The sequence below is a fragment of the Hoeflea sp. TYP-13 genome (assembly GCF_040932035.1).
Lineage (GTDB): Bacteria > Pseudomonadota > Alphaproteobacteria > Rhizobiales > Rhizobiaceae > Hoeflea_A.
The window spans coordinates 351784-368679 of sequence record NZ_JBFRBB010000002.1; the positions used below are offsets into that span (position 1 = coordinate 351784).

The window sequence follows — 16896 nt, forward strand, 5'->3', positions numbered from 1 at the left end:
AGGAGAAAGAAAATGAGCATCCTCAAAGACTACCAGACCTGGCGTAAATACCGCCGCACAGTCAACCAGCTTCGCAATCTCCCGGACAGTGTCCTGGACGATATCGGCGTAAACCGTCACTCGATCGACGACTACGCTCGGCAGGCTGCTGAACATTGATAAAATCAAAAAGCGGTCCTCATAAAGGGCGCTGAACGGGTTCTAAAAGCGTTTCACCAGAGATGCGGAACAAGTTCAGCGCCTTTGTCGTTTCCGGCGTTCACGACACCGCCATGCAGTGCTTCAATTGATTGGACGAAGTCCGCGGAAGTGTTAAAAGCGCCAGCATGAAAAAAGCAGATAAACCTCTTCACATCATTGGCGGCGGCCTTGCCGGGTCTGAAGCCGCATGGCAGGCGGCCAATATGGGCGTTCCGGCCATCCTGCATGAGATGCGCCCGGTCCGTGGCACGGATGCCCACAAGACCGACGGTCTGGCCGAACTCGTCTGCTCAAACTCCTTCCGTTCCGACGATCACAATGCAAACGCGGTTGGCGTTCTGCACCAGGAAATGCGCCTGGCCGGTTCGCTCATCATGGCAAGCGCAGACAAGCATCAGGTTCCGGCAGGCAGCGCGCTGGCCGTCGACCGTGACGGGTTTTCGGATGCGGTCACGGAAGCACTCGAAAGACACCCGTTGATTACGATCGACCGCGCCGAAATCACCGGTTTGCCGCCTGAGGACTGGAAGCAGTCCATCATCGCCACCGGACCGTTGACCGCGCCCTCCCTGGCAAGCGCCATTCAGGAAGCGACAGGTGCGGAGGCCCTCGCCTTTTTCGATGCCATTGCGCCAATCCTCCATTTCGACAGCATCGACATGGATACCTGCTGGTTTCAGTCGCGTTACGACAAGGTAGGCCCCGGCGGCACCGGCAAGGACTACATAAACTGCCCGATGGACGAGGCACAGTACAACGCCTTCATCGACGCCCTCATCGAAGGTGAAAAAACCGAATTCAAGGAATGGGAAGGCACACCTTATTTCGACGGCTGCCTGCCGATCGAGATCATGGCAGAGCGCGGCCGCGAAACGCTGCGCCACGGGCCCATGAAGCCGATGGGCCTGACCAATGCGCACAATCCCGGCGTCAAGCCCTATGCCGTCGTGCAGCTGCGCCAGGACAACGCGCTCGGCACGCTCTACAACATGGTCGGTTTCCAGACAAAGCTGAAATACGGCGTCCAGAAGGACATCTTCCAGATGATCCCGGGTCTCGAACAGGCGGAATTTGCCCGGCTCGGCGGTCTGCACCGCAACACCTATATCAACTCGCCGCAGCTGCTCGATGCATCGTTGCAGCTCAAAACCCGATCCGGCATGCGCTTTGCAGGTCAGATCACCGGTTGTGAGGGCTATGTCGAATCAGCCGCTATCGGCCTTCTGACCGGTCGCTTCGCTTCCGCGGAAATCCTAGGAGAGCAGCCGTCGCTGCCGCCGCAGACCACGGCCTTCGGCGCGTTGCTCTGCCACATCACGGGCGGCCACCTTTCCTATGACGACGAGCCCGGCAAACGGTCGTTCCAGCCCATGAATGTCAATTTCGGCCTGTTCCCGCCGGTCGAGATCGTCAAGCCCGAGGGCGTCAAGCGTTTCCGGGGCAAGGAAAAGGCACTTGCCAAGAAACATGCAATAGCCGCACGCGCGCTTGCCGATTGCAGCAAATGGCTGGGTGTTGAAAATCATACCGCCGCCGCCGAATAGGAGATCACCCTTGTCCGAGCTTTCTTCGTCCTTCTTCCTGATCACCCGTCATGGCCCCGTTGTCCAGCTTTCGATGAACCGGCCCGAAAAGGCCAACGGCATGACGCCGGATTTCTGGACCGAACTGCCGCGGCTGCTTAGCGAACTGGATACGGACGAAGCCGTGCGGGCGGTCGTTTTGAGCGGCAAAGGAAAGCACTTCACCGGCGGCATGGATCTCGCGGCCTTCGGATCGATCGCGGCGCTTTTCGAACAGGAGCCGGGTCGTGCAGCTTACGCGCTGCGCAAGAAGATCATGCAGCTCCAGGACGCTTTCACGGCTATTGAACAGGCACGGTTTCCCGTGATCGCCGCCATTCACGGCGCCTGCATCGGCGGCGGCATCGACATGATCTCAGCATGCGATATGCGCCTTGCAAGCAGCGACGCCTATTTCTCTATAGAAGAAATCAATATCGGCATGACTGCCGATGTCGGCACGCTGCAAAGACTGCCCAAACTGGTTTCACCGGCGATCGTTGCCGAGCTTGCCTATACCGGGAGACGCTTTAGCGCCGAAGAGGCCTTGCGCCTCGGTCTGCTCAGCCGGGTGTGTGAAACGCGCGAACAGTTGATGGCGGATACATTCGCGCTCGCCGAACAGATTTGCGCCAAATCGCCACTTGCGATTGCCGGTGTCAAGCGCAACCTTTCCTATAGTCGCGACCACGGCGTTGCGGATGGTTTGGACTATATGGCCACCTGGAATGCGGGCATGCTGCGGGCAGAAGACCTCATGAAGGCCGTGCAGGCATCGATGGCCAAAAAGGAAGCCGTCTTTGCGGATCTGTTATCGGAAAAATCACTGGCGATCTGACCCGCCCTCATCGTCGTCTTCAGGCTGGTCCGATGCAACGGATGCAAATTCACCGCAAAGCCACAGGGAAACCTCGGCGGCATCGTGAACAGTATCGAAAACGAACTGTCCGTCCGCATGTCCTGAACCCGGAAAATTGACGCTGATCGTCTCATCACCGGCCGACTGTCCGATTGTCATTGATTCCGGCTCCAGCAGCCTTGCGGAGGCATGGCGTGCCGATTGCTGCACAAAGCCGACCTTGCCATCGGCAAGTCTCAGAAAGGCACACTCCTTGTCTTTTGTGATGATCACGTCTCGGATGGGCAGTTCCGGGTAAGCCTGGGAAAAAACAAGTATGGCGGAGCCGGCATCCTCGATCGCGCCTGATGGGACAGCACTGCGTCGCCGCCATCGCAGATAGACGAACAGAACGCCGCCTGCGACGATAACCGCCAAAAATAGCCAGACCCCCTCCGGCAATGCCTTTATCCCGACTCCTGATCGAAATCAGGCAGATTATGCGTCCCCCGCCCGGGAATGACAATTGCGTCAGATCGACCCGCGGTTTGCCGCACGCCAGAAGCGCCACTGCCTCCTCCACTGGGGAACCTGCAACGGCTGATCCATAAGGCCCGCACCGAGCTTTTCAGCCCGGTCAAACACCTGCCCGGCAACGGCCACCGGCAGGAATGCGGGAAGACACTCGGGCACTATCGTTTCGATGTTCGCCCGGGCGGCGGCAAGATGCTCGCGGCCAAGCGCCACAAATCCGGATATCGCCTGGTTTATGGCATCGCGTTTTTCACCGCCCAGAAACGCCTCCCTATCCAGCCCGCATGCCGCTAGAATATCGGCGGGCACATAAACCTGTCCCCTTGCCCGGTGTACCGGCAGAAGCAATAGCGTTCCGGCAGCAAGCTGGGCGACACCGGCATGACCTGCCGCATTGGCAGTCTGTAATGCGCCATCAGCAGAAAGCACGTTTGCGCCGAGCTGGATAAGTGCTGAGGCGGTTTCGCCGGCATATCCCTCGAATGCGTTCCTGTCGGGCATCGGGTCGTCGTAAAGGTCAAATTGACGGGCATCGATCATGTTCCGGAACGGCACCGGCGAAAGATCGTACCGCTCGACCGTTTCCATGACTGCGGCGGCAATAGGATTGGCATGCGCCTCACCATGCGCATTGCCATCGAATAGATCCCGCCACCACTGCAGACGCACCTCCCCCATCATCGGTTCGGTAATATTGTCACGGACCCGGGCGATCTCGAGATTGAAGGCGTAAAGCGCCGATACTGCACCTCTGGCATGATCCGGTGTCAGCAGAGCGCACAGATATCGGTCACGGTCACCCTCGCGCAGCGCCGACAGGCAGATATCGTATATGGAATCCAGAGCTTCAGCCACGGGTGAAGCTCAAACGGCTATGAGAGCGGCCGCAACGGCGCGCGATTCCGCCAGCATCACATTGTAGGTGCGTACCGCTGCACCGGTATTCATCGGATCCGAGATAATTTGAACATCGCGCAGTCGGATTTTGAGTTCCTGCGGCAAGGGGCGGATGTCAATGCCCGTGCCGACAAGCAGGACCTCAATATCCTTCGCCTCGTCAAACACCTTGGAAAAGAGGCTGATTTCAAGTGGGCTGTCTTCCGTAACGTCCCAGCCGTATATGCCGGATGGCAGGCAAAGCAGCGAGCCGCGATGCGACATGTCGGCAAACCGAAATCCGCCGTCGCCGTAGGCATCTATCGGAGCGCGATCGGGAAAATGCGCATTGCGTATCTCAATACCTTTGCGCATCGCTCAACCCCTACGCCACGTCTGGCGCAGGCCCCTTGTCTTCCGTTTTGTCCTTGCCTTCATCCTTGCCGATACCGGCCTGGAAGCTCTCGCCACGCAGCTTGAAAAGGATAAGGACGGGCGCCGCAATGAACGTCGACGAGAATGTGCCTATCAGAACGCCGAAGATCATGGCGAAGGTGAAGGAACTGATCACTTCACCGCCGAATATATAGAGCGCAAGAAGTGCAAGAAGCGTGGTCACGGACGTCAGGACGGTACGCGACAGCATCTGGTTGACAGAAAGATCAAGCAGGTCTGGCAACGCCATCTTCTTGTATCGCCGCAGGTTTTCCCTGACCCGGTCATAGACCACGACCGTATCGTTGAGTGAGTAGCCGATAATGGTCAGCACGGCCGCGATACTCGACAGGTTGAATTCGATCTGTGTGATCGCAAACATGCCGATCGTCAGCACCACATCGTTGACGGTCGCAATAATCGCGCCCAGCGCAAACTGCCACTCGAACCGGAACCAGATGTAGATGAGGATAGCGAACAGCGATGCCAAAAGTGCAATCGAACCCGCCCGTGCAAGCTCGCCCGACACAACCGGGCCAACGGCTTCCACACGCACGATGTTGTAGTCGCTCTCGAGATCGGCACGGACCTTGGCAACCGCGGTCTGTTCGGCATTTTCCCCGGCTTCCTGTGACTGCACCCTGATGAGCACATGTTCGGGAGAGCCGAATTCCTGAACCTGGATATCGCCAAGATTGAGGTTGGACAGCCGGCCGCGTACGTCGCCGATATCGGCAGTTCCGGATTTTGCCTCGATCTCGACAACCGAGCCACCGGTAAAGTCGATGCCGTAATTCATGCCGACTGTGCCAAAGAGCACCAGTGAACCAAGGGCGGCTGCGGCAGAGAGCGAAAATGCTGCCTTGCGAAGCCACATGAACTTGTAATGGGCGTTGCCGAAGAGATTGGTAAGCAACCCCTTGGGGAGAGCCTTGGGACGGCGTCGGCGCACCCATTCGGCGATCATCCAGCGTGTTACGGTGAATGCGGTAAAGACCGTGGTGACGATACCGATGGCAAGCGTTACCGCAAATCCGCGTACAGGGCCGGAGCCGAGATAAAACAGAATGACGGCTGCAATCAGCGTGGTGATATTGGCGTCGAGGATGGTACCGAAGGCGCGCTGGAAACCCGCATCGATTGCCTGGATCAGCGAACGCCCGCCTCGCCGTTCTTCTCTTATGCGCTCATAGATCAGAACGTTGGAGTCGACCGCCATACCGACAGTCAGAACGATACCGGCAATGCCCGGCAGGGTCAGCGTCGCACCGATCACGGTCAGGACCGCGATGATCATGGTCACATTGAAGATCAGTGCCAGATTGGCGATAATGCCCAGGAAACCGTAAGCGGCGAATATGAAAGCAACGACCAGGATCGCACCGATAATACCGGCGGTTTCACCTGCCGCAATCGAGTCGGCGCCTAGACCTGGCCCCACTGTCCGCTCTTCAATGACGGTCAGCGTTGCAGGCAGCGCGCCGGCGCGCAGCAATACAGCAAGATCGTTGGCCGACTCCACCGTGAAATTGCCGGAGATCTGGCCGGAACCACCAAGGATCGGCTCATTGATGACGGGCGCGGTTATGACCACGTCGTCAAGCACGATGGCAAACGGATAACCGACATTTTGCTGCGTGACCTGACCGAACCGCTGGGCGCCGGCGGTATCAAAGCGAAATGTGACAATCGGTTCGTTTGTGCGCTGATCGAATCCGGCCTGCGCATCCACGAGGCTGTCGCCGGAGATAATGGCACGGCTCTTCAGCAAATAGGGAATGGGCGGATCATCGCTGGATTCAAAAATCGCGGACCCAATCGGCGGCCGCCCGTTCAGGGCTTCCTCCGCCGACATGGTGCGGTCGACAAGATGAAAGGTTAGCTTGGCCGTCTGGTTGATAATAAGCTTCAACCGCTCAGGATCGTCAAAACCCGGCACCTGCACAAGGATACGGTCTGCACCCTGGCGCTGGATAACCGGCTCGGTTGTTCCCAGCTCATCAACCCTTCGCCGCACCACTTCAATCGACTGGGACACGGCAGACGAAATGCGGTGATCAATGCCTTCATCCGTCAGCGTAAGCTGCAACAGGCCGGGCTGCGGCTCATCGAGCGTTGCCTCGCGGATCGTGCCACCGCTCAAAAGACCGGCGTTAACGAGCTGCGTCAGTTCGCCGAGCACCTCCTTGGCGCGGTCGACATTGGCCGCATCGCGAATTCTGACCTGCGCCACCAATCCGTTTCCGGAAAGGCCGGTATAGCCGATACCCTCGTCGCGCAGCAGCCGCCGCATGTCGTCGACGACCGTTTCCAGACGCTCCTTTTCGATGTCTTCGCGCTCGACACGCAAAAGAATGTGGGAGCCGCCCTGCAGATCGAGGCCGAGCGTAAGCTGCTTTTTCGGCATCCAGTCCGGAAGCGCTGCCAGTTGCTGCTGCGACAGCAGATTAGGCGCAGCAAAGACGACGCTGGCCAGGATCGCGAGCCAGATCAGTGTGGTTTTCCAGCGGGAAAAATACAGCATTTTGTTCTCAGTTCATCGGGCAGTCGGAAATTGCCGTTTAATCAGCACATGGCGGCGATTCAAGGGCCGCCACAACCGCATTTTACTTCTTTTGCGCCGTTTCTTTCACCGGCTCGCCTTTCACTTTAACGTCAGCAAGCATGGCGCGCATGACCCTGACTTTCAGGCCTTCGGCAATTTCGACTTCGACTTCGTTGTCATCGACAACCTTTGTAACCTTACCGGTGATACCGCCGCCCGTAACGACCTGATCGCCGCGGCGGATATTGCCCAGCATTTCCTGGCGTTTTTTCTGCTGTTGGCGCTGCGGCCGGATGATCAGGAAATACATGATCACGAAGATAAGGATGAACGGCATTATCGACACGAGAATGTCGCCGCCACCTCCGCCAGCAGCCTGGGCATAAGCCGGTGTTACAAACATTGAGTAGCTCCTTTTGGGAATCAATCACCTAACGGACATTAAGGCGGCAACAACCGGCCCTTTGGAGTGCCAGATATAGTGTCAGGACCGGTATTGCAACTGCCGACGCAATCAGACGCCCCTTTTCGTGTCCGCTCCTTCGTGCTACCGCACATTTAAAGGCCGAAAACAAAAGGATAAGTCGTGAGCGATACACTGCTGCAAAACCTGCTGAAAGAAATCCAGCGGCTCACCTCCGCAGTGGAATCGCTGTCCGGCCCGAAACAGGCAAACAACGATTTCACGGCCGCCGATTGTTTCATTTGGGAGCCATCCACGTCGTGTCTTCAGCCGGTCGCAAAACCAAATCGCATCGACATCAGCCTCATTCGCGGTGTCGACCGGGTGCGCGATATCCTGCACGACAATACACAGCGTTTCGCTGACGGCCTTCCGGCAAACAACGTGCTTTTGTGGGGCGCGCGCGGAATGGGCAAATCGTCTCTGGTCAAGGCAACGCATGCAGCCATCGCATCCGATGGGCAAGACAACGCACACCCGTTGAAACTTGTCGAAATTCACCGCGAGGATATAGACAGCCTGCCGCAACTCATGAGCCTCCTAAGGGATCGTCAGGAGCGTTTCATCCTGTTTTGCGACGACCTTTCCTTCGATCACGATGATACGACCTATAAATCGCTCAAGGCAGCTCTCGAGGGCGGCCTGGAAGGTCGCGCGGAAAATGTTGTCTTCTACGCCACATCCAACAGGCGTCACCTGCTGCCGCGGGACATGATGGAAAACGAGCGCTCGACGGCTATCAACCCGTCAGAAGCCGTTGAGGAAAAGGTCTCCCTGTCTGACCGTTTCGGCCTGTGGCTCGGTTTTCACAAATGCAGTCAGGATGAATATCTGGAAATGGTCGCCGGCTATGCCAAACACTTCGGCTTGAAAATCGGCGAAGAGGAGCTGCGCGCCGAGGCGCTCGAATGGGCGACAACACGCGGCGCCCGCTCCGGCCGTGTCGCCTGGCAATTCATCCAGGATCTCGGTGGCCGTTTAGGCAAGCGGTTCAACGACACCTGATCACTTGCTGTCGAGCTGCCAAACGCCCTGCCAGTTTTCCGGGGCACCTTCACGGTGGATGATAGCCAGCCTTTCCAGATAGGTATCGGTTGCGGTGTCGCTGCCATTCATCTGTTTGCAGGCCATGAACTCCGCTTCGGATTGTGCCCAGTCTCCCAGGCGAAACGCCTCCAGCGCTCCCTCGAACCGGTCGCGGAGCGCGATCTCGGCGTCGGTCAGCGCTGAAACATGCCCAAGCGGCTCATAAATCGACACCGGCTCCGATTTGCCTGCAACGATAAGGTTGTCGATCTTTCGGAAGGCAAAATCGCCCGACGCCATTTCACAGGTGCGGCTGCAGACCAGAATGTCGGTTCCGTAGACCTTGTTTGCGCCCTCAAGCCGCGACCCGAGATTGACTGTGTCGCCGATGACCGTGAAGTTTTTGGTCTTTTCCGATCCGATCGATCCGACAACCGCATCGCCCGTCGCAATGCCGATCCGCATATTGAAGTCGGGCAGATCCCTCCGTAATCCGGTGAGATCCGGAAGCTCGTCACGCAAGGCGCCAACAAGCGCGGCATCCTGGAGCGCTGCAGCAACAGCAAGGGATGCCTGTTTGCCGTCCTTGCAAAATGGTGTCGTCCAGAACGCCATGATTGCATCGCCGATATATTTGTCGATCAGCCCGTGGTTCTTGATGATCGGATCAGACATCATAGCGAGATAGCGGTTGAGCAGCGTAACCAGACCGCCAGGCGTAAAGCGCTCGGATATCCCGGTAAAATTGGCAATATCGGCGAAGAAAACGGAAACCACTTTCTTTTCGCCATTGACCAGCTCCGAATTTGTGTCGCCGATCAATCCCGATACAACCCGGGGATCGACGTACTGGCCGAATTTATCCTTGATCTCCTCGGTCTTGCGCAATCCGACAACCATGCCGTTGAAGCTGCGGGTCAGGTCGCCGATCTCATCCTTGGTCAGCGCCCTGAGTTCGCATGACAGGTCGCCCGCTTCCACTTCACCGGTGCCGGCAATCAATTGCCGCAGAGGTTTCAGCATACCCTTGATAACCACGCTGGAAAGCAGCAGCGCCGCCACACCGGATATTGCCGCAAGGACAATGTTGATCGTCAGCGCCTGGCGTTCATGCTCTTCTGCTTTTAGGGCCGCGCTCTCGGTAAAGTGCGCGATCTTTTCCCACGTTTGCCGCATATATTCAGTCAGCTGGTCTTCTTCTTTTTCAATCAGTTTTTCCAGCTCGAACCGCATCGAACTGTCCTGCTTGAACGCTTCAATCAGCAATCCGAGTTTCCCGTGAAGATTTGAATGCTGCTGATCAACGGACTGCAGATGCGGCAAAAGCGCGTTCAGCGTGTTTTTCCCGTCCAGGGTATTTGTGCGCGTAACGGCATCAACAACGAGACGCTCCGCCTCTTTGATGGCTGCGTCGACCTGTGCCTCACGCGTCTCGAAATCCTCTTCCTCCTCGGCAACGATCTTTTTCAGTTCAGTTCGTTCGCTTTCAAGGCGGGTCTTTTTCTCATCTTTTGTCTCAGCACCAGAGCTCAAATGTTCGGGCTCGATACCGGCAGCCAGTTCCTTCAATTCCTCATCGATCAGCTTGATGCTCGTAAGGTGTTTTTCCAGCCGCTCGACATGGATTCCCTGCTGGGCAATCTGCAGGTCGATTTCGGCAATCTTGTCTGACAGCGGAATGAACACCTCGGCGAGGTCCGTCACTTCCTTGCTCACCTGGTAGAGCTTGTACGTGGAAAAGACGATCGACGAGCCCATGATCAGAAATACCAGGGCGGCGATACCAAATATTTTGTGGGGGATCTTCATCGAAATCCGAGGTCCCTTGCCTTTGAACCGCACGATTCGACCGCACGGGATAAATTGAAAGGGGATATGGTGATGATCTGAAACGATACTTACAAAAAGCGTAATAAATTCATGGGCATCAACACAGTTTCTAATATACTGCTATAATCGTGGGTTTATTTTACCGAACAGCGCCCATCACGCACGGCCATTGGGTCCAAATACCATCTCCGATCCTGCCAGTCCACAGCGGGGACAAAGGCAAAAAACTCGGAAATCTGTCGATTTAGGATTGCAAAACATAAAACCGGACCCGAAGGGAACGCACGGGCCCGGTTTTTTCTGCTGAGACTGGAAGTCCCTATTCGAGATATGTCAGAGGATCGACGGGCTTGGCGTCTTTCCTGATCTCGAAGTGCAGCTTTGGACGGCTTGCCTGACCGCTCATACCCGACAGTGCAACCACCTGGCCCCGGCTGACATTGTCACCCCGCTGGACGATGAGTTCACTGGCGTGCCCGTAGACGCTGACAAGGCCATTGCCATGCCGCACCAGGACAGTCTTGCCGTATTCTTTCAGCCCGCTTCCCGCATAAATGACAATGCCGTTTTCAGCTGCCTTTACCGGCGTGCCCTTGGGCAGCGAAATATCGATGCCATCATTGCGCACACCGTCATCATTCGCGCCAAATGTTGTCATGACCTGACCGCGTGCCGGCCAGCGCAATTTGTCGATCCCTGTGGTCTTTGGCGTCCTGGCGTCAACCGCGGTCGCCGGCCTGGATACCTGGGCCGAGACACTAGTTGAGGATCTCTGTTTTGATTTCGGTATTGGCGGAACGCTCGCCGTTTGAACTGTGTCCACATCGTTGCGGGAATTTGGAATACGCAATGTCTGACCGACGCGAATTGTCGAATTTGTCAAACCGTTCGCCGCTTTGAGGGAGGATACCGTAACGCCTGCACGAGCAGCAATGCGGCTTAGGGAATCACCCGACTGCACCGTATAGGTGGACCCGGCATTGGCAGCGCGAACGGGCGAGGCTGTGCTTGTTGTGCTTTGAGACGGCGCAGCCGGTTTGGCTGTTGGTACCGTCGGCAGGACCGCTACCTGACGGTTCGGAGCCTGTGCCGGAACGGGCACATTATCTGGACGGGCTTCACCCTGGTAGCCCGTGCTGGCGCGAGCCGCACGCGTTTTCGGATTGTTGTCAGGCGCTGAAATCGGTGCCTTTCGGGAATAGACATAGGTCGGAATAATCACGACCTGCCCCGCACCGACCTTGGAGGGATCGGCGATATTGTTGGCTTTCATGATTTCCCGTGCAGGAACGCCATATCGGCGCGACAGATTGTAGAGTGTTTCACCATGACCAACCGTCACACGGGTTCCGCCGGTCGTCGTCCAGCCATCAGCGGAATGTGTCGATCTGCGGGCGGCTGCGCTGGTCGGTGTTGTGCCGGTGATAATGGGATCAGTTGGCGGCACGACGCTGCCTATGATTGCCGAGCGAGGCGGTGCATAGGAAGCGGTACGAACCGGCCTGCGGGTTGCCGAATATGGCGTCGGAATCTTCTGAACCGGCACAGGAACTGTCATTGCTACAGAGGTTGGCCGGGCGGTTGGAACCACCTGCGTCACAACCGGAACCGGAGCCAGCTCGATATCCTGAACCGGCGGCTCGACGACAGGCGCGCGGCGCAGCGGCTGGCGAACGACAGCAGTCTGCTGCGAGGAATAGTTACGCGACGGCTGCGCCAGAGCAACGGTCTGGGGAGAACCCGGATATGACTGTGCGAGTGCCGGTGAAGATGAGGCGATGGAACCGGTATAAGTTCTGTCATACGTCACCGACGGCGCGGCGCTGGCACTCACATCGCCCGGATAGGGCTGTGCAAGAGCCGAAGCATTCGCAGCCGGCGCGGTCCTTTGCGGCGCCGCGGACGCCGGTGCATTTTCCACCGGCTCCGGCACTGAGCCCGTAAACAACCCATGATCAAAGCGGGTGACACCCGAACTGCAGCCTGCCGCAAGACTTGCCAGACAGACCGCACTTGCCAATTTGGCGGCGGATTTGGAGGTGATGGCAGATAGCCTGAAACGCATCATACGAGCTCACATACGCAAAACAAAGTGAGCCCATTTAAACGTGTTAAGGTTACTGGCGAGTTAAGCAAAACATTAAAAAATATACAGTTTTTCGGAGACATGATTGTCCTGCCGAAACGCTGTAATATTAAGCCGTTGCACCCCTCGCCGGCTAATGTTCAAAGCACTGCGGCACCACCCGACAAAAGCGGCTGAAAGCGGACCGGAAAAAGGTCCTCGCGCTCGAAGCGGCTGCCGATCTTTGTTAACCGGACAAGCATTTGCGGTTCTTCCGCTTCGCCAATGGCGGCAATCATCTTGCCGCCGGAAACAAGGCGTTCTGCAAATGCGCGTGGCATGTCCCTGAAGGCGGCAGTCACCAGGATGCGGTCAAATGTGCCGTCCTGCGACGAGTGGCTCTGACCGTCCCCGGAGCCGACCACGATATTTGTCAGCCCCAGATGGGCGAACCTCTGTGCGGCCAGTTTCGACAGTGTTTTGTAGCGATCGACGGTGACCACGCGTTCGGCGATGCGCGACATGACCGCTGCCGTAAATCCGGAGCCGGTACCGATTTCAAGCACCCGCTGCCCCGGTTGAAGCAGAAGATGGTGCAGCATCTTCAAACTCAGATCTGCGCCTTCCATAAATTCCCCGCAGTCGATCGGAACGGTGCGTCTAGAATAGGCGGCATCCGCATAGGCGGGCGGCGTGAACAGGCTCCGCGGCGTATTTTCTACCGCCATCAGGAGCTGCTTGTCCGAAATCCCTTCGGCACGCAGTCTCAGGACAAGTGCCGCGAAACCTTCCTTCTCGTTAAGTCCGCCGTTCAAGCAAGCGCCTCCGCAACACGCTGCTGGATCGAATAATCGGTCATATCCAGTTTCAGCGGTGTGACCGAGATCTTGTTTGTGGCAAGCGCAGCCAGGTCCGTGCCTTCCACATGTTCGGGTGTCCGATAGGAAAACCGCAGCCAGTAATACGGAAAGCCTCGCCCGTCCTCTCGCCTGTCAAGGTCGATACCGTGAACGACTTTACCCTGCGATGTGACAACAACGCCCTCGGTCTCGTCCGGGCGGCAGTACGGAAAATTCACGTTCAGAAACGACCCGTCCGGCAGATCGATCCCGATAAGCTTGTCGAGCAGCTCCGGCGCCAGAGCCTCAGTTGTCTCCCACGGGACGATGCGCCCTTCAGACCAGCTATAACCCTGGCTGAGCGCAATGGACCTGATCCCCAGAAGCGTTCCCTCGATGGCACCGGCAACCGTACCGGAATAGGTGATACCATCAGCAATATTCACGCCGGCGTTTACGCCTGACAGGACAAGGTCCGGCGGCGTTTCCATCAGATCTCTGACAGCCATGATCACACAGTCAGTGGGCGTTCCGCGCAATGCGTAGTGGCGCTCGGAGACCTCCCGCAATCTGAGCGGTTCGGAAAGGGTCAGTGAATGGGCAAGGCCACTTTGATCGGTTTCAGGCGCAACGACCCAGATATCATCGGAAAGCGTCCGCGCAACGCGCTCGAGCACCGCCAGACCTTCGGCATTGATCCCGTCGTCATTGGTCAGCAATATGCGCATCGTGAAACCGTCTTTCCTTTTGACGCACGGCTACCCGGCCCGCTCAATACGCGTTATGCCGCCCATATAGGGCAAGAGCGCTTCGGGTATTGTGACCGATCCGTCCTCGTTGAGATAATTTTCCATAACAGCGATCAATGCGCGGCCGACGGCAACACCCGACCCGTTCAGCGTATGAACGAATTGCACGCCCTTTTCGCCGGCATGGCGGTAGCGGGCGTTCATCCGGCGGGCCTGAAAATCGCCGCAGACAGAACAGGAGGATATCTCCCGATAGGTATTCTGGCCGGGCAACCAGGCTTCCAGGTCATAGGTCTTGCGGGCGCCAAACCCCATATCGCCGGTGCAAAGCGTCATGACGCGGTAATGCAGACCGAGCCGCTTGAGAACCTCCTCGGCACAAGCTGTCATGCGCTCAAGCTCGTCGAGCGAGTTTTCCCTGTCCGTGATCGACACGAGCTCCACCTTGTTGAACTGGTGCTGGCGCAACATTCCGCGCGTATCGCGGCCCGCTGATCCCGCCTCCGATCTGAAACATGGCGTCAGCGCCGTAAACCGCAGCGGCAGCCTGTCGTGGTCGAGAATTTCCTCCCGAACCAGATTCGTGAGCGGCACCTCCGCCGTCGGGATCATCCAGCGCCCGTCGGTCGTGCGGAACAGGTCTTCGGCAAATTTCGGCAGCTGCCCTGTTCCAAATACGGCTTCGTCCCGCACCAGCATGGGCGGCACGACTTCGGTGTAGCCGTGCTCATTCGTATGCAGGTCCAGCATGAACTGGCCCAGAGCGCGCTCAAGTCGGGCAAGCTGTCCGCGCAGCACCACAAAGCGGCTTCCGGCTATGCGTGAGGCCGCCTCGAAATCCATCAGTTCGAGCGCTTCACCGATGTCGAAATGCTCCAGGGCCTTGTGGTTCCAACCGGGCTTTTCGCCCTCGAGACGAACCAGTTCGTTGTCGTCTTCGTCGGCACCGGTCGGGACATCGTCGAGTGGAACATTAGGAATGGCGGCCAGTGCTTCTTCCAGCTTCGCGTCGAGCACCCTCACCTCTTCCTCGGAAGCCTGCAAGGCGCCTTTGAGCTGGGCAACTTCGGCCTTCAGGCTTTCAGCTGTCTCAAGGTCCTTGCGCCCCATGGCCGCGCCGATTTCCTTTGACGCCGCGTTCCGGCGCGACTGCATATCCTGGAGACTTTGAACGTGCTGACGGCGGTCCTCATCGAGTTTGATCAGTTCGGCAGCCGCCGCATCCGCACCACGCTTTGCAAGGGCTGCATCAAGCGCCGCGGCATTTTCCCGTATCCATTTGATATCAAGCATTGTCGTTGCCCAGCTCTAGAGCGAGATTAATAAAACCTGCAGACGAAACCGGTCGTGTTTTTACCGGATCTTCGACACTATGGGGATGACGTTTCCGAGGATGCGCTGTCCTCTTCCGACGAATCTTCATCATCATCAGAAGTCTGGCTCTCGGCGCGCCGTCTTTCCACGAGTCGAGCTGCATAGATTGCAATCTCGTAGAGAAGGATAGTCGGAAGTGCAAGGCCGATCTGGCTTGCAGGGTCCGGCGGGGTAAGGATTGCAGCGGCAACAAAGGCGGCAACAATTGCGTATTTGCGCTTCGACGCCAGCCCGTCCGCGGTAACCAGCCCGACGCGGGCAAGCAATGTTGTGACCACCGGCAACTGGAAGACAAGACCGAACGCAAAGATCAGCGTCATGATCAGATCGAGATATTCCGACACCTTGGGCAAAAGTTCAATCGCGACCTTGCCGCCCTCGGCGGGCTGCTCCATGGCGAGAAAGAACCACAACACCATTGGCGTAAAGAACAGATAGACGAGCGCGCCGCCCAGAAGGAACAACAGCGGCGAGGCAATCAGGAACGGCAAAAATGCCGAACGCTCATTCTTGTAGAGACCCGGCGCAACGAATTTGTAGACCTGCGCCGCGATCAACGGAAAAGCGATGACCAGTCCGCCGAACATGGCAATTTTGATCTGGGTAAAGAAGAACTCCTGCGGCGCGGTGTAGATCAGCTCAATCTGCCGGCCCTCAAGACCCGCCCATTCAACTGCCCAGGAAAACGGAACGACCAGCAGGTTAAACAGCTGCTTGGCAAAGAAAAAACAAACAAGGAATGCTATGAAAAAGCCGCCGACCGCCCACAGAAGGCGCTGGCGCAGCTCAATCAGATGGGCCAGCAAAGGCTGCGCCGTATCGTCCAGTTCCTCTGTGGTCACGCAGTATCTCCACTGGTTTTGGTCGATTTCGGCGTTGTGGACTTGGATCCGGTTGAAGCGCTGCCGGCAGTCTTCTTAGCAGCGGCGGTCTTTTTTGCTGCCGCTGATTTGGCAGCGCCATTGGATTTCGTGGCAGCGGTCTTCCGCGTCGTACCCTTGGCAGTGCTCTTTCGCGAACCGGCTTTCTTTTCAGTCGTAGATGAGGCCGGCTTGCCATTTGAAACCGACCCCGCTGTTGTTTTGCGGGTTGATTTAGCCGCCGGTTTTGCGGGGTTGGCTTTCTTTACGGCCGGCTCAGTTTTCGACGGTGTTGTCGCACTCGCAGCTGCATCCGGTAACGAAGTTTCCTTTGACGGCTCCTTCATTGCCTTGTCCAGGTCGGATTTGATGTCCTTGCCCGCATCCCTGATCGGATCGACGACATCTTTCAGAATATTTGTTGGATTAAGCTGCCTTGCCTCGTTGAGAACATCCTTGACGTCGTCAAGCTCTGCCTCCTTCAACGCTTCATCGAACTGGCTGCGGAACTCTCCGGCCATGGAGCGCAGCTTGCGGGTCGTGCGTCCAAACGCACGCAGCATTGCAGGCAGGTCCTTGGGCCCGACAACAATGATCAGCACAAGCGCTACGACCAGAAGCTCCGGCCAGCCTAGATCCAACATAGATGCGCCTCCCCGCAGCGTTCGCTGCGGTCAACATGCATGTGACAAAAACAGA

At 57.4% G+C, this 16896-nt stretch carries 16 protein-coding genes; 4 read left to right on the plus strand and 12 right to left on the minus strand.

The genetic code is table 11. The features are described from left to right. Positions 1-12: 12 nt before the first annotated feature. The 3 genes from ABVT35_RS12005 to ABVT35_RS12015 all read left to right on the plus strand — a co-directional run bounded on the left by ABVT35_RS12005 (position 13) and on the right by ABVT35_RS12015 (position 2601). Positions 13-159, plus strand: a complete 147-nt coding sequence (locus tag ABVT35_RS12005; RefSeq protein ID WP_368466701.1) for a DUF1127 domain-containing protein — start codon at positions 13-15, stop codon at positions 157-159. A 167-nt stretch (positions 160-326) separates the two neighbouring features. Continuing rightward, positions 327-1745, plus strand: a complete 1419-nt coding sequence (trmFO, locus tag ABVT35_RS12010; RefSeq protein WP_368466702.1) for a methylenetetrahydrofolate--tRNA-(uracil(54)-C(5))-methyltransferase (FADH(2)-oxidizing) TrmFO — start codon at positions 327-329, stop codon at positions 1743-1745. A gap of 10 nt (positions 1746-1755) precedes the next feature. After that, complete coding sequence (locus ABVT35_RS12015) at positions 1756-2601, plus strand: crotonase/enoyl-CoA hydratase family protein (RefSeq protein WP_368466703.1); 846 nt, start codon at positions 1756-1758, stop codon at positions 2599-2601. On the opposite strand, the gene ABVT35_RS12020 is transcribed toward ABVT35_RS12015, so the two are convergent. From ABVT35_RS12020 to yajC, 5 genes are all read right to left on the minus strand, one after another. Beyond that, the gene (locus ABVT35_RS12020) at positions 2587-3063 is read right to left on the minus strand and encodes a hypothetical protein (RefSeq protein ID WP_368466704.1); all 477 of its coding nucleotides are present in this window, start codon (positions 3061-3063) and stop codon (positions 2587-2589) included. The genes ABVT35_RS12015 and ABVT35_RS12020 overlap by 15 nt on opposite strands. A gap of 69 nt (positions 3064-3132) precedes the next feature. Further along, entirely contained in the window at positions 3133-3990 is an 858-nt protein-coding gene (locus ABVT35_RS12025; RefSeq protein WP_368466705.1) for a phytoene/squalene synthase family protein, read from the minus strand. 9 nt (positions 3991-3999) lie between these two features. Continuing rightward, complete coding sequence (locus ABVT35_RS12030) at positions 4000-4386, minus strand: Mth938-like domain-containing protein (RefSeq protein WP_368466706.1); 387 nt, start codon at positions 4384-4386, stop codon at positions 4000-4002. Between the two features lie 10 nt (positions 4387-4396). Further along, a complete protein-coding gene (secDF, locus tag ABVT35_RS12035; protein WP_368466708.1) occupies positions 4397-6970 on the minus strand; it encodes a protein translocase subunit SecDF in 2574 nt (857 codons plus the stop codon). Between the two features lie 82 nt (positions 6971-7052). Continuing rightward, positions 7053-7394 carry a preprotein translocase subunit YajC gene (gene yajC, locus ABVT35_RS12040; protein WP_368466709.1) on the minus strand — a complete coding sequence of 114 codons (342 nt, stop codon included), beginning with the start codon at positions 7392-7394 and terminating at the stop codon, positions 7053-7055. 183 nt (positions 7395-7577) lie between these two features. Here yajC and ABVT35_RS12045 point away from each other — a divergent pair, with 183 nt between their 5' ends. Further along, positions 7578-8459 carry an ATP-binding protein gene (locus ABVT35_RS12045; RefSeq protein ID WP_368466710.1) on the plus strand — a complete coding sequence of 294 codons (882 nt, stop codon included), beginning with the start codon at positions 7578-7580 and terminating at the stop codon, positions 8457-8459. Here ABVT35_RS12045 and ABVT35_RS12050 read toward each other — a convergent pair whose 3' ends face one another. From ABVT35_RS12050 to tatB, 7 genes are all read right to left on the minus strand, one after another. Then, positions 8460-10289: an adenylate/guanylate cyclase domain-containing protein gene (locus tag ABVT35_RS12050; protein WP_368466711.1), complete on the minus strand. Its 1830-nt coding sequence runs from the start codon at positions 10287-10289 to the stop codon at positions 8460-8462. A gap of 340 nt (positions 10290-10629) precedes the next feature. Then, on the minus strand, positions 10630-12378 hold the full coding sequence (locus tag ABVT35_RS12055; RefSeq protein ID WP_368466712.1) for a peptidoglycan DD-metalloendopeptidase family protein: 1749 nt from the start codon (positions 12376-12378) through the stop codon (positions 10630-10632). A gap of 158 nt (positions 12379-12536) precedes the next feature. After that, a complete protein-coding gene (locus ABVT35_RS12060; protein ID WP_368466713.1) occupies positions 12537-13190 on the minus strand; it encodes a protein-L-isoaspartate(D-aspartate) O-methyltransferase in 654 nt (217 codons plus the stop codon). Continuing rightward, positions 13187-13942: a 5'/3'-nucleotidase SurE gene (gene surE, locus ABVT35_RS12065; RefSeq protein WP_368466714.1), complete on the minus strand. Its 756-nt coding sequence runs from the start codon at positions 13940-13942 to the stop codon at positions 13187-13189. Before surE ends, ABVT35_RS12060 begins: the two co-directional genes overlap by 4 nt. A gap of 30 nt (positions 13943-13972) precedes the next feature. Further along, a complete protein-coding gene (gene serS, locus ABVT35_RS12070; protein WP_368466715.1) occupies positions 13973-15256 on the minus strand; it encodes a serine--tRNA ligase in 1284 nt (427 codons plus the stop codon). Between the two features lie 77 nt (positions 15257-15333). After that, the gene (tatC, locus tag ABVT35_RS12075; protein ID WP_368466716.1) at positions 15334-16179 is read right to left on the minus strand and encodes a twin-arginine translocase subunit TatC; all 846 of its coding nucleotides are present in this window, start codon (positions 16177-16179) and stop codon (positions 15334-15336) included. Then, entirely contained in the window at positions 16176-16841 is a 666-nt protein-coding gene (gene tatB, locus ABVT35_RS12080; RefSeq protein ID WP_368466717.1) for a Sec-independent protein translocase protein TatB, read from the minus strand. Before tatB ends, tatC begins: the two co-directional genes overlap by 4 nt. Positions 16842-16896 lie beyond the last annotated feature (55 nt).

What these genes read in the sequence shown, in the direction of transcription:
- ABVT35_RS12005 (WP_368466701.1), top strand. Translation starts at nt 13, where the DNA reads ATGAGCATCCTCAAAGACTACCAGACCTGGCGTAAATACCGCCGCACA.
- trmFO (WP_368466702.1), top strand. Translation starts at nt 327, where the DNA reads ATGAAAAAAGCAGATAAACCTCTTCACATCATTGGCGGCGGCCTTGCC.
- ABVT35_RS12030 (WP_368466706.1), bottom strand. Translation starts at nt 4,386, where the DNA reads ATGCGCAAAGGTATTGAGATACGCAATGCGCATTTTCCCGATCGCGCT.
- secDF (WP_368466708.1), bottom strand. Translation starts at nt 6,970, where the DNA reads ATGCTGTATTTTTCCCGCTGGAAAACCACACTGATCTGGCTCGCGATC.
- yajC (WP_368466709.1), bottom strand. Translation starts at nt 7,394, where the DNA reads ATGTTTGTAACACCGGCTTATGCCCAGGCTGCTGGCGGAGGTGGCGGC.
- ABVT35_RS12050 (WP_368466711.1), bottom strand. Translation starts at nt 10,289, where the DNA reads ATGAAGATCCCCCACAAAATATTTGGTATCGCCGCCCTGGTATTTCTG.
- ABVT35_RS12055 (WP_368466712.1), bottom strand. Translation starts at nt 12,378, where the DNA reads ATGATGCGTTTCAGGCTATCTGCCATCACCTCCAAATCCGCCGCCAAA.
- surE (WP_368466714.1), bottom strand. Translation starts at nt 13,942, where the DNA reads ATGCGCATATTGCTGACCAATGACGACGGGATCAATGCCGAAGGTCTG.
- serS (WP_368466715.1), bottom strand. Translation starts at nt 15,256, where the DNA reads ATGCTTGATATCAAATGGATACGGGAAAATGCCGCGGCGCTTGATGCA.
- tatB (WP_368466717.1), bottom strand. Translation starts at nt 16,841, where the DNA reads ATGTTGGATCTAGGCTGGCCGGAGCTTCTGGTCGTAGCGCTTGTGCTG.